Genomic DNA, 13,032 nt, shown 5'->3' with positions numbered 1-13,032 from the left:
AAGTATTAAGGAGCATTACTTTGCATATAAAAAGAAGCCCTAACAAATTTGGTAAGATTATTATTGGTCTGGCATCCCCTAATGATATTTTAGAACAATCATTTGGTGAAGTTACAAAGCCGGAAACAATTAACTACCGATCTTTTAAGCCTGAAAAAGACGGCCTCTTTTGTGAAAAAATATTTGGCCCGGTTAAGGATTGGGAATGCCATTGTGGAAAATACAAACGTATCCGCTATAAAGGCATAATCTGTGACCGTTGCGGAGTTGAAGTTACACAAAAATCTGTACGTCGTGAACGGATGGGGCACATTTCTCTTGCTGTTCCGGTTGTACATATTTGGTTTTTCAGATCATTACCGTCAAAAATTGGTTATTTATTAAATATTACACCTAAAGAATTAGAGCGTATTATTTACTACGAAAGTTATGTTGTAGTAAATCCTGGAAAAAGTGATCTTAAGTTTAAAGAACTTATAAACGAAGAAGAATACTTTAACCAGATTGATGCTCATGGTGATGCAAATGACGAGTTAATGGATGATGATCCGGATAAATTTATTGCTAAAATTGGCGGCGAAGGTATCCATCAGCTATTAAAAATGATTGATGTTGAAGATAGTGCTCATCAATTAAGAACTGCTGTCAAAACAGAAACATCAGAACATAAACGTCTTGAAGCTTTAAAACGTTTAAAAGTTGTAGAAGCATTCCGAAGAAAAGAGCAAAATACAGAATACCGTAACCGCCCTGAATGGATGGTTCTTGATGTTATTCCTGTAATTCCACCTGAATTGCGTCCGCTTGTTCCATTAGAAGGCGGCCGATTTGCAACAAGTGATTTGAATGATCTTTACCGTAGGGTAATTATCCGTAATAACCGTTTGAAAAAGTTATTAGAGATAAAAGCACCCGAAGTAATTTTAAGAAACGAAAAACGCATGCTTCAGGAATCAGTCGATTCTCTTTTTGATAACTCTAAGAGATCTGCTGCAATGCGTTCCGATGGTGACAGACCTTTGAAATCCCTTTCAGATATGTTAAAAGGAAAGCAAGGCCGTTTCCGTCAGAACCTTCTTGGTAAGCGTGTTGATTATTCCGGTCGTTCAGTTATTGTTGTTGGACCAGAATTAAACTTACATGAATGCGGTTTGCCAAAAGATATGGCTATCGAATTATTTAAGCCATTTATCATTCGTAAATTAGTAGAACGCCGCTATGTTAAAACTGTAAAGAGTGCGAAAAAATTAGTAGAGCGCCGCGGACCTGAAGTATGGGATATTCTTGAAGAGATTATTGAAGACCATCCTGTATTATTGAACAGGGCACCTACTTTGCACAGATTAGGAATCCAGGCTTTTCAACCGGTTTTGATTGAAGGTAAAGCTATTCGCCTCCATCCTTTGGTATGTGCAGCGTTTAATGCTGACTTTGATGGCGATCAGATGGCTGTTCACATTCCTCTCTCATATGAGGCGCAAGTTGAAACTAAATTGTTAATGTTGGCAAGCCATAACATTCTTTCACCATCAAACGGAAAGCCAATTACAGTTCCCAGCCAGGATATTGTTTTAGGCTGTTATTATCTTACAAAAATGTTACCTGGAGCTGAGGGTGAAAATTTAATTTTTTCCGATTCGAATGAAGTTATTTGTGCTTATGATGCTGGTAAAGTTTCGCTTCATGCTAAAATTAAAATTCGTATAAAGAATGAAATTGTTGAAACCACAACAGGCCGGGTTATTTTTAACCAAATTGTACCGGACGAAATTGGATTTTTAAACCAGATTCTTTCCAAAAAAACTATATCAGAAATTATTGCTGCTACACATCGTGAATGTGGCAACAAGGTAACTGCAGAGTTTTTGGATAATCTTAAAAACCTTGGTTTTACTTATGCTATGAAATCAGGAGCATCTGTAGGGCTTTCTGACATTGTTATACCAAAAGAAAAAGTAGAGATTGTTGACGAATCCCAGGAAGAAGTTGATGAAATTACAGCTCAGTATGAGCAAGGTTTTATTACAGATGGTGAGCGTTATAATAAAATAATTGACGTTTGGACGCGTACAACATCAATGGTTGCTGAAACGATGTTTACCAAATTAAAAACAAACCGTCATGGGTTTAATCCTCTTTATATGATGTCTGATTCTGGAGCTCGTGGTAGTAAGGAGCAGATAAGACAGTTGGCCGGTATGCGTGGTTTGATGGCTAAACCACAGAAATCATTAACTGGTTCTACCGGTGAGATTATTGAAAACCCGATTACTGCAAACTTTGTTGAAGGGCTTTCAGTTATTGAGTATTTCATTTCTACACACGGTGCACGTAAAGGTTTAGCAGATACAGCACTAAAAACAGCTGATGCGGGTTATTTGACCAGACGTCTTGTTGACGTAGCCCAGGATGTAATTGTTACTGAAGGGGATTGTGGTACAATTTTAGGTTTAGATATAACTGACCTGAAAGAAGGTGAAGAAATAATTGAACCTCTCTCCGAACGTGTTTTAGGACGGGTTTCAGCACAGGATATTATTAATCCTGAAACCGACGAGGTTATCTGCAAAAGAAATCAAATGATTGATGAACGTGTTGAAGAAGTAGTTAATTCAACCAGTATTGATTCAATTCGCGTAAGATCTGAGCTGACATGCGAAACACGTCAGGGAATTTGTGCCATGTGTTATGGGCGTAACCTTGCTTCCGGTGACCTTGTTGAAGTTGGGGAAGCTGTTGGTGTTATGGCTGCACAAAGTATTGGTGAGCCGGGAACTCAGTTAACATTGCGTACTTTCCATATTGGTGGAACAGCAGCGCACATTGCGACAGAATCAAATGTTGAATCCAGGGCAACAGGTGTTATTAAAGAAATAAATATTAAGACAGTGAAAAACAAAGCTGGTGAGCTGATTGTAATCGGAAGAAATGGTAAAGTTGAAATACTTGATTCTGATAACAGGCCAGAAGCTGTTTACAATATCCCTTATGGTGCAACCATTAATGTTAAGGATAAGGATAAAATCAAAGCTGGTGATATTCTTTTCGAATGGGATCCATATTCGTCTGTTATTGTTGCTGATAATGCAGGGAAATTGCAGTACAAAGATTTAGTTAAGAATCATACTTTCCGTGAAGAAATGGATGAACAAACAGGACGTAAAAACCTTGTTGTGATCGAATCAAAAAATAAAAATCTCAACCCCTCAATTCATATTCAGGATAAAAATGATGAAAGGGTCAGTCAATTTATCATTCCTGTAAAATCTTTACTTCAGATAAAAGACGGAAAAAAAGTAGATGCGGGCGACATAATTGTTAAAATCCCAAGAGAATTTGGAAAATCAAGGGATATTACAGGCGGTCTTCCTCGTGTTGCCGAACTATTCGAATCACGTCAGCCAAAAGAAAGAGCCGTTGTAAGTGAAATTGATGGCTATGTAAAGTTTGGTACAATTAAACGAGGTGTTCGTGAGTTAATAGTTGAATCTGATATGGAATCCAAAAAATATTCAGCATCACACGGATCTCATATTTTAGTTCATGAAAATGACTTTGTTGAAGCAGGTGAAAGATTGACAGATGGTGCGATCTCACCTGATGATATTTTGAGTATCAAAGGTCCTGGTAAAGTTCAGGAATATTTGGTTAATGAAATTCAGGAAGTTTACCGTTTGCAAGGTGTAAAAATAAACGATAAACATATTGGTGTAATTGTTCGCCAGATGTTGCAAAAAGTACGGGTGAAGGATTCTGGAGATACCAAATTCCTCGATGGTGATCAGGCTCATCGATCAGACTTTTTTGTGGAAAATGTTAGCATGGCAAGTAAAATTGTTATTGAAGAAGCTGGAGATTCGCTTTTCAGGGATGGTCAGTTATCTGACAAAAAAACAGTTGATGCTATAAATAGAGATTTGAAAAAATCTAAAAAGAATATTGTAAAATACAGACCAGCAAAACAAGCAAGCTTTAATCCTTTGTTACTAGGAATTACACAAGCTGCGCTTACAACAAAGAGTTTTATTTCTGCAGCCTCATTCCAGGAAACAACTCAAGTACTAACCGATGCGGCTACAGCAGGAAAGGAAGATGCTCTTGTTGGTCTAAAAGAAAATGTTATCATGGGGCATTTAATTCCAGCGGGTACAGGATTGACTCGTTACAATGAAATGCGCATGCAAGTTGAACAGGAAGAAGAAACAGAAGAACCGGTTGAAGAAGCAGTAATTGAAGAAACTGAAAAAAGTGAATAGATTCAGTTGAATGACGTAAAACTATTTCGTATATTACCATTCTGCAACTTTTTGGAGGTAAGAATTGCCAACGATTAATCAATTAATTCGTAAAGGTAGAAAAACCATTACGAAAAAAAATAAGGCTCCGGCACTCGGCGCCTGCCCTCAAAAGAGAGGGGTTTGTACACGTGTTTATACAACGACACCAAAAAAGCCAAACTCGGCTTTACGTAAAGTTGCTCGTGTTCGCTTAACAAATGCCATGGAAGTGACAGCATATATTCCGGGTGAAGGACACAACTTGCAAGAGCACTCCATCGTTTTGATTCGCGGGGGACGTGTTAAGGATTTACCAGGTGTTCGCTATCATATTGTACGCGGAACCTTAGATACTACAGGTGTTGAAGACCGTAAGCAGAGTCGGTCTAAGTATGGCGCAAAAAAACCTAAATAAAAATTGAAGATTTATTGGAGTTAGTATGCCGAGAAGAAGACGGCCTCAAAAAAGAGTTATATTGCCTGATCCAAAATACAAGGATCTTGTTGTTGCGAAATTTATAAACGGCCTAATGTATGATGGGAAAAAGAGTGTTGCAGAAAAATCATTTTATGCTGCACTTGACATTGTAGAAAGTAAGTTGAAAAAAGATCCGTTAGTTATTTTTAAGAAGGCAATGGAAAATGTTGCTCCGATGCTTGAGGTGAAATCCAGACGGGTAGGTGGGGCTACTTATCAAGTGCCTATCGAGGTTCGTGATAACAGGAAACAGGCATTGTCAATTCGTTGGCTGATTCGCTATTCGCGCTTGAGGAATGAGAAAACAATGGCAGAAAGAATGGCTGCTGAATTTATGATGGCTTTTAAAAATGAAGGCGCCAGCGTTAAAAAAAGAGAAGATACACACAAGATGGCTGAGGCTAACAAAGCTTTTGCTCATTTCAGATGGTAATGAGGTTTGTTTTAAAAAATGGCTAGAAAAGTAAATTTAGAAAAAATTAGAAACATAGGCATTATGGCTCACATCGATGCCGGTAAGACAACTACGACAGAACGGATTTTGTTCTATACTGGTCGTCTGCACCGCATGGGTGAAGTTCATGATGGCGCTGCAACAATGGATTGGATGGAGCAGGAAAAGGAACGTGGAATTACGATTACTTCTGCTGCTACAACCGCTGACTGGCGTGGCAATGTTGTTAATATTATTGATACTCCGGGTCACGTAGATTTTACTGTTGAAGTTGAACGTTCACTTCGAGTGTTAGATGGAGCTGTTGCTCTGTTCTGTGCAGTAGGTGGTGTAGAGCCTCAATCAGAAACAGTTTGGCGCCAGGCTGACAAGTATAATGTTCCAAGAATTGCCTTTGTAAATAAGATGGATCGTGTTGGGTCTGATTTTTATAATGTGTTGGATATGATCCGCGAGCGTTTGGGTGCAAATCCAGTTCCCTTGCAGATCCCGATCGGTGAAGGTGAGTTGTTTACTGGTCTTATTGATTTGATTGAGATGAAAGCTGTTTTATATAATGAAACATCTCTCGGCGCTGAATTTGAAGAAGCTGAAATCCCAAATGATTTGTTAGAGAAAGCTCAACAATACCGAACAGATATATTGGAAGCTGTCTCAGAATATGATGAAGATTTGATGGAAAAATATCTTGAAGGGGAAGAGATTTCTGTTCAAGAGTTGAAAAATGCTGTTAGAATTGCAGCGCTTGATTTGAAGATCACGCCGGTTTTTTGTGGTTCTGCCTTTAAAAATAAGGGTGTTCAGCGATTGTTGGATGGTGTGATAGATTATCTACCTAGTCCAATGGATAAAGGTGAAATCGCAGGAACAAATCCACACAACGACCAGGAAGCAGTTAGAAAGCCTTCTGATGAAGAACCTTTTGCTGCATTAGCCTTTAAAATTATGGTTGATCCATTTGTTGGACGCCTCACATTTTTTAGAGTGTACTCAGGTTCAATCGATGCAGGGTCATATATATATAATTCTGTAAGTGGTAAAAAAGAGCGCGTTGGTCGTTTGCTGCAAATGCATGCTAATAGCCGTGAAGATATTACTTCAGTACAAACAGGTGATATAGCAGCGGTTGTAGGATTAAAAAACACACGTACGGGCGACACACTTTGTGATCAATCTAAGCAGATTGTTCTTGAATCTATGAATTTCCCAGAGCCGGTTATTTCTGTGGCAGTTGAACCAAAGACTAAAGCTGATCAGGATAAGCTGAGTCAGTCACTTGTGAAATTAAGTGATGAAGACCCTACTTTTCATGTTCGTACAGATGATGAAACAGGTCAGACAATTATCAGTGGGATGGGAGAATTACATCTTGAGATTATTGTAGACCGTCTTCTTCGTGAGTTTAAAGTTGGTGCAAATATTGGCAAACCGCAGGTTTCCTATAAAGAAACAATAACGCGTAAAGTTGAAGGTGTTGAGGGGAAATTTGTAAGACAGTCTGGTGGTAGAGGTCAGTACGGACATGTTGTTGTTGATGTTGAACCGAATGAAACCGGAAAAGGTTTTGAGTTTGTTGATAATATAGTGGGCGGCTCAATTCCAAAAGAATATATTAATCCTGTCAAGCAGGGTATTCAGGATGCTATGAAAAACGGCGTAGTTGCCGGTTATGCACTTGAAGATATAAAAGTTCGTTTGTTTGATGGTTCATTTCATGATGTTGATTCAAATGAAATGGCCTTTAGGGTTGCAGGGTCTATGGCCTTGAAAAATGCAGCGAAAGCAGCAGGTGCTGTTCTTTTAGAACCTGTTTTTTCAATTGAGGTAGTTGTTCCGGAAGAGTATATGGGCGATGTAATTGGTGACCTAAACTCAAGACGTGGAAAAATATCAGGTATCTTACCAAGAAAAGATGCACAAGTTGTAAGCGGACATGTTGCTCTTAGCGAGATGTTTGGATATGCTACAGCGTTGAGATCAGTAACACAAGGTAGGGCAATTTATTCAATGCAGTTTTCACACTATGAAAAAGTGCCGGATGCAATTGCAAAAGAAATTATAGAAAAATCACAGAATACAGAAAAGTAAACTGTTTTTGAAGGAGTTTAAAAATGGCTAAAGAGAAATTTGACCGGAGCAAGCCGCACGTAAATATCGGAACAATTGGTCACGTAGATCATGGTAAAACAACTTTGACAGCCGCCATCACATTGGTTTTGGCTAAAAGAGGTTTGTCCGAAGAGCGTAGTTTTGACAGTATTGACAATGCTCCTGAAGAGCGCGAGCGTGGTATTACCATCGCAACCGCACACGTAGAATACACAACAGAAAACAGGCACTATGCCCACGTAGATTGTCCGGGTCATGCGGATTATGTAAAAAACATGATCACGGGTGCTGCACAGATGGATGGTGCAATTTTAGTAGTAAGCGCAGCTGACGGCCCAATGCCTCAGACACGCGAACACGTTTTATTGGCACGCCAGGTAAACGTACCTTATATCGTAGTATATATGAACAAAGTTGATCAGGTTGATGATCCTGAGCTTCTTGAGCTTGTAGAGCTTGAGCTAAGAGAGCTTCTTTCTTCTTATGAATTTCCTGGTGACGATCTTCCCGTTGTTATGGGTAGCGCTTTAAATGCGTTGAATGCCCCGAATGATGAAGAAGCGACAAAATCAATCGTTGACCTTATGGCAGCGGTAGATGATTATATCCCGACACCGGACCGCGATGTTGACAAGCCTTTTATTATGCCCGTTGAAGATGTTTTCTCAATCACGGGCCGCGGAACAGTAGGTACCGGTCGTATTGAGCGTGGTGTTATTAATGTTGGTGATGAAGTTGAAATGATTGGCCTTGGTGTTAACCGTAAAGTAGTTGATACGGGCGTTGAGATGTTCCGTAAATTACTTGATCGTGGTGAAGCCGGTGATAACGTTGGTTTATTGCTTCGCGGTGTTGATAAGGAAGAGATTGAGCGTGGAATGGTTTTAGCTAAGACCGGTTCAATTACCCCGCACACCAAGTTTAAAGGTGAGATGTATGTATTGAAAAAAGAAGAAGGTGGTCGTCATACACCGTTTTTTGATGGATACCGTCCACAGTTTTATTTCCGTACAACAGATGTGACAGGTTCAATTAAGTTACCTGATGGCGTAGAGATGGTAATGCCTGGTGATAATATTAGTGTTGAGATAGAGCTTGGCAAAGAAATAGCGATGGAAAAAGAATTGCGTTTTGCGATTCGTGAAGGCGGCCGCACAGTAGGTGCCGGCGTTGTATCTGAAATAATTGAGTAAAAAGGATTAGTATTGTGGCGAATCAAAGTATACGCATTCGACTAAAAGCCTACGATCATGATTTGATTGACAAATCGACGGACAAAATTATTAGAACCGCAAGGTCAACCGGGGCAGTAATTTCTGGACCGATTCCATTGCCAACTGATCGTTCTGTTTATACCGTCTTAAGATCACCTCATGTGGATAAAAAATCCCGTGAGCAATTTGAGACCCGTATCCATAAAAGGTTAATCGATATATTAAATGCTACAGGTAAAACAGTTGACGCACTGATGAAGCTTGAATTACCGGCTGGTGTTGATATTGAAATTAAAACCTGATAAAGCGTTGAGTAGGAGAAAATAATGCAAGGTATTTTAGGTGTTAAAAAGGGAATGACTCAGATCTTCGATGATTCTGGACTAGTAGTTCCGGTTACGGTTGTTGAAGCGGGGCCCTGTTTTGTAACACAAATTAAAACAAAAGAAAACGATGGTTATGAAAGTGTGCAGATTGCTTTTGGTGACAAAAAAGAAAGCCGCACCTCAAAACCTGCTAAGGGTCATTTTGAAAAAGCAAAGGTTGGTTTTAAAAGATATGTAAGAGAGTTTGCTTTCTCTGATCAGTCTGACTTGCAACCTGGAGCGGAAATTAAGGTAGACCGATTTAAATCGGGTGACTTTGTAAATGTTTCCGGTGTGTCCAAAGGTAAAGGTTTTCAGGGAGTTGTAAAACGCCACAACTTTGCAGGTGGAAAAAACACTCATGGTCAATCAAGTAGGCTAAGAGCACCTGGCTCCATTGGTCAGGGATCAACTCCATCAAGGGTATACAAAGGTATTAAGATGGGTGGACGAATGGGCAACGACCGCCAAACAATCAAAGATGTTCAGATTGTAAAAATTGATGTTGAGAACAACCTACTCTTTTTGAGTGGTTCAGTCCCCGGATCAAAAAACTCTCTGTTAGAGATCAATAATTAGAATAATTGGAAATTTCGAAATGAATTTAGAAATCTACTCCCAAAAAGGTAAAAAAACAGCAAAGAAAGCAGAGTTAAAAGACTCAGTATTTGCTTGTGAAATCAACGAGCATGTCGTATGGCTTGATGTTAAAAATATACTTGCCAATAAAAGGCAGGGAACACATCAAAGTAAAGGTCGCTCTTATGTTTCCGGTGGTGGACGCAAACCTTTTAAGCAAAAAGGTACCGGTCGTGCACGTCAGGGAAGTACACGCGCTCCACATCATGTTGGTGGTGGACGTGTATTTGGCCCAAGCCCAAGAGATTACAATAGTAAAATAAATAAAAAAACAAAGCTGCTTGCCAGAAAATCAGTACTAACGGACAAAGTTAATAACAAACAGATTTATGTTGTTGAAGATTTTAATTTTGATCAACCAAAAACAAAAGAGTTCTTGCAATTTATTAGTGCTTTGGAAGTTGATGCAAAAAAAGTATTGGTATTAACCAATGGATATGCACCTCAAATATACAAATCAGCTGCAAACTTGTATCAGATTGATGTAAAACAGGATGTTACTTTTTCCACATATGATCTGCTAAAAGCTAACACTGTTATTATTCAGGAAGGTGCTTTGAAAAAAATAAATGAGGTGTTGGGATAATGAAAACTCGAAGCACGATTATCAAGCCTTTGTACACAGAGAAAATGGCTGCTCAGCAGGAAATATTGAATAAATATGCATTCCATGTAGAGAACCATGCCAATAAAATTGAAATTAAAAAAGCTGTTGAAAATAAATTTGAAGTAAAAGTTAAATCTGTTAAAACAATGAATGTTGTTGGTAAAATGCGTCAGCAAATGACACGCAAGGGTCGTTTCACCGGACGCAGGCCAAGCTGGAAAAAAGCAATTGTAACGCTTGAGGCAGATTATAAACTTGAATTATTTGATAACGCGTAAGGTTTCTGCGGAGAAGAGAAATGGGTATTAAAAGTTTTAAACCAATTACACCAGGACAACGATTCAAGACTGTAAGTGATTTTGCACAGGTCACAACAGATAAGCCTGAAAAATCATTGCTTGCTCCAATCAAGAAAAGTGGTGGAAGAAATAGCCACGGACGAGTAACAGCAAGACATCTTGGTGGTGGTCATAAAAGACAGTATAGAAAAATCGATTTTAAAAGAAATAAGTTTGATATCCCGGCAACAGTTAAATCCATAGAATATGATCCAAACAGAACAGCCAGAATAGCCTTGTTGGTTTATGCTGATGGCGAAAAAAGATATATTCTTGCACCGGATAAATTGAACCAGGGTGATGTTGTTATTACAGGTGAGTCAGTTGAAATAAAAGACGGTAACTCTCTGCCATTAGCAAAGATCCCGGTTGGTTTAACAATCCATGCAATTGAAATGAAACCGTTAAAAGGTGCTCAAATGGCCAGAAGTGCTGGAACATCGGCTCAACTTCTTGCAAAAGAAGCAAAGTATGCCATGATCAAATTACCTTCAGGTGAAGTTAGAAGAGTTCCAATTAATTGTTATGCAACAATAGGGGTTGTTTCAAATATTGACCATATGAATATTTCAATTGGTAAAGCCGGACGTTCACGTTGGCTTGGTAAAAAACCTCATGTTAGAGGTGTTGCAATGAACCCGGTTGATCACCCTATGGGTGGTGGTGAAGGAAAAACTTCCGGTGGAAGGCACCCGTGTTCTCCTTGGGGACAATTGGCAAAAGGCTTGAAGACCCGTAAGAAAAGTAAGCCTTCAAACATGTACATCGTAAAAAGACGCACCAAGTAAGAGGAGCTATTAATGGCACGGTCTATAAAAAAAGGACCTTTTATTGATCAGAATCTTGAAAACAAGATCAATAAATTAAATGAAGACAATAAAAAAGTTGTTGTTAAAACCTGGGCAAGAAGAAGTACCATACCGCCTGATTTTGTAGGGCATACAATAGCTGTTCATAACGGGATAAAATTTATACCTGTTTATGTTTCAGAAAACATGGTTGGTCATAAGCTTGGTGAATTTGCTCCAACAAGAACATTCCGCGGCCATGGTGGTAAGCTGGCTGAAAGAATGACAAAAATCAGGTAAACAGAGGATTTATAATGCAAGCTACAGCGCGCACAAAATTTGTAAGAATGTCGCCATTCAAAGTAAGAAGAGTTTTAGAGTTGGTAAAAGGAAAAACAGTTCAGCAGGCATTGGATACATTGCATTTTACCAGAAAAGATGCTGCTTCTCCAATTTATAAAACGATTCATACAGCATTTTCTAATCTTGCAAATCAGGAAGAAAATGAGCGTTTTGACATGCAGGATGTAATTGTTAAAACTGCATTTGTAGATGGTGGGCCTTCTGTAAAAAGGTTTCGTCCAATGTCTATGGGGCGGGCTGGAAAAATCAGAAAAAGAACATCTCATATAACCGTTATAGTTGAATTATAAGGTAGTTTAAGGAGTTTATTTTGGGACAGAAGGTAAATCCCGTCGGATTACGACTTGGTATAATTAAATCTTGGAACAGCAGTTGGTTCGATGAAAAGAACTTTGCTACAAAACTTGAAGAAGATTTACGTTTACGTAAATATATCAAAAGTCGTTTACGCAAAGCAGCCGTTTCAAAAATTGAAATTGAGCGAACTGTAAAAAGAGTAATATTAACAATTCACACTGCCAGACCCGGAATTGTAATTGGTAAAAAGGGATCTGAAGTTGATAAGCTTCGTGAAGAGTTAAAGGCTTTAACAGGAAAAGAAGTACAGATAAATATACATGAAATTAAAAAGCCAGAATTAGATGCCTACCTGGTTGCGGAAAACATTGCCCGTCAGCTAGAAGGTAAAGTAAGCTTTAGGCGAGCAATGAAAAAAGCCATTACTTCTACAATGCGCTTAGGGGCCGAAGGAATTAAAATTATGTGTGGTGGTCGCTTGGGTGGTGCAGAAATGGCACGCCAGGAGCAATATAAAGATGGACGGATTCCATTGCATACACTGCGCGCAGATATTGATTATGCGACTTATACATCTCATACCACTTATGGTGCAATTGGTGTAAAAGTATGGATATTTACTGGCGAAGTAATCGGAAAAAGATAGCAGCAAAGATTGGCTTTTTAGGAGAATAAAAAATGTTAATGCCCAAAAGAGTAAAGTATCGTAAAAAACAACGCGGAAAAATGAAAGGCAACGCTCAGCGTGGTAATCAGATTTCCTTTGGTACTTTTGCTTTAAAAGCAATGGAATCAGGATGGATAACAAGCCGTCAAATTGAAGCAACACGTATTGCCATGACCAGGCACATGAAACGTGAAGGGAAAGTATGGATCCGAATTTTTCCTGACAAACCTGTTACCAATAAACCTGCAGAAACACGCATGGGAAAAGGAAAAGGATCTCCGGAATATTGGGTAGCTGTTGTACGCCCTGGCAGAATTATGTTTGAAATTGAAGGTGTATCATTTGATTTGGCAAAAGAAGCTATGCGTTTGGCATCACACAAATTGCCAATCAAAACAAAATTTGTATATAACGAACATTAAAAAATCGGGTAAGA

At 38.9% G+C, this 13,032-nt stretch carries 14 protein-coding genes; all 14 read left to right on the top strand.

Annotated elements, in window-relative coordinates:
- Positions 1 to 20: 20 nt before the first annotated feature.
- Positions 21 to 4,256: a DNA-directed RNA polymerase subunit beta' gene (gene rpoC, locus HND50_06480; protein ID NOG44860.1), complete on the top strand. Its 4,236-nt coding sequence runs from the start codon at positions 21 to 23 to the stop codon at positions 4,254 to 4,256.
- 64 nt (positions 4,257 to 4,320) lie between these two features.
- Positions 4,321 to 4,692 carry a 30S ribosomal protein S12 gene (locus HND50_06475; GenBank protein NOG44859.1) on the top strand — a complete coding sequence of 124 codons (372 nt, stop codon included), beginning with the start codon at positions 4,321 to 4,323 and terminating at the stop codon, positions 4,690 to 4,692.
- Positions 4,693 to 4,717: 25 nt separating this feature from the next.
- Complete coding sequence (rpsG, locus tag HND50_06470; GenBank protein ID NOG44858.1) at positions 4,718 to 5,188, top strand: 30S ribosomal protein S7; 471 nt, start codon at positions 4,718 to 4,720, stop codon at positions 5,186 to 5,188.
- Between the two features lie 18 nt (positions 5,189 to 5,206).
- Positions 5,207 to 7,297, top strand: a complete 2,091-nt coding sequence (fusA, locus tag HND50_06465) for an elongation factor G (protein ID NOG44857.1) — start codon at positions 5,207 to 5,209, stop codon at positions 7,295 to 7,297.
- 23 nt (positions 7,298 to 7,320) lie between these two features.
- Positions 7,321 to 8,511, top strand: coding sequence for an elongation factor Tu (gene tuf / locus HND50_06460; GenBank protein ID NOG44856.1), 1,191 nt, complete (start codon positions 7,321 to 7,323; stop codon positions 8,509 to 8,511).
- 14 nt (positions 8,512 to 8,525) lie between these two features.
- Positions 8,526 to 8,834, top strand: coding sequence for a 30S ribosomal protein S10 (gene rpsJ, locus HND50_06455; protein ID NOG44855.1), 309 nt, complete (start codon positions 8,526 to 8,528; stop codon positions 8,832 to 8,834).
- Between the two features lie 21 nt (positions 8,835 to 8,855).
- A complete protein-coding gene (gene rplC, locus HND50_06450) occupies positions 8,856 to 9,476 on the top strand; it encodes a 50S ribosomal protein L3 (GenBank protein NOG44854.1) in 621 nt (206 codons plus the stop codon).
- Positions 9,477 to 9,495: 19 nt separating this feature from the next.
- Positions 9,496 to 10,122: a 50S ribosomal protein L4 gene (rplD, locus tag HND50_06445; protein NOG44853.1), complete on the top strand. Its 627-nt coding sequence runs from the start codon at positions 9,496 to 9,498 to the stop codon at positions 10,120 to 10,122.
- Complete coding sequence (gene rplW / locus HND50_06440) at positions 10,122 to 10,421, top strand: 50S ribosomal protein L23 (GenBank protein NOG44852.1); 300 nt, start codon at positions 10,122 to 10,124, stop codon at positions 10,419 to 10,421. The genes rplD and rplW overlap by 1 nt, the downstream gene beginning before the upstream one ends.
- A gap of 20 nt (positions 10,422 to 10,441) precedes the next feature.
- Entirely contained in the window at positions 10,442 to 11,269 is an 828-nt protein-coding gene (gene rplB, locus HND50_06435) for a 50S ribosomal protein L2 (protein NOG44851.1), read from the top strand.
- 12 nt (positions 11,270 to 11,281) lie between these two features.
- Positions 11,282 to 11,569, top strand: coding sequence for a 30S ribosomal protein S19 (gene rpsS / locus HND50_06430; GenBank protein ID NOG44850.1), 288 nt, complete (start codon positions 11,282 to 11,284; stop codon positions 11,567 to 11,569).
- A 14-nt stretch (positions 11,570 to 11,583) separates the two neighbouring features.
- Positions 11,584 to 11,922, top strand: a complete 339-nt coding sequence (gene rplV, locus HND50_06425) for a 50S ribosomal protein L22 (protein NOG44849.1) — start codon at positions 11,584 to 11,586, stop codon at positions 11,920 to 11,922.
- A 20-nt stretch (positions 11,923 to 11,942) separates the two neighbouring features.
- Entirely contained in the window at positions 11,943 to 12,575 is a 633-nt protein-coding gene (rpsC, locus tag HND50_06420; protein ID NOG44848.1) for a 30S ribosomal protein S3, read from the top strand.
- A 32-nt stretch (positions 12,576 to 12,607) separates the two neighbouring features.
- Positions 12,608 to 13,018, top strand: coding sequence for a 50S ribosomal protein L16 (gene rplP / locus HND50_06415; protein ID NOG44847.1), 411 nt, complete (start codon positions 12,608 to 12,610; stop codon positions 13,016 to 13,018).
- Positions 13,019 to 13,032: the final 14 nt, after the last annotated feature.

Source organism: Calditrichota bacterium, from assembly GCA_013112635.1.
Classification (GTDB): Bacteria; Calditrichota; Calditrichia; order Calditrichales; family J004; genus JABFGF01.
This window is presented reverse-complemented; position numbering and strand designations above follow the sequence as displayed.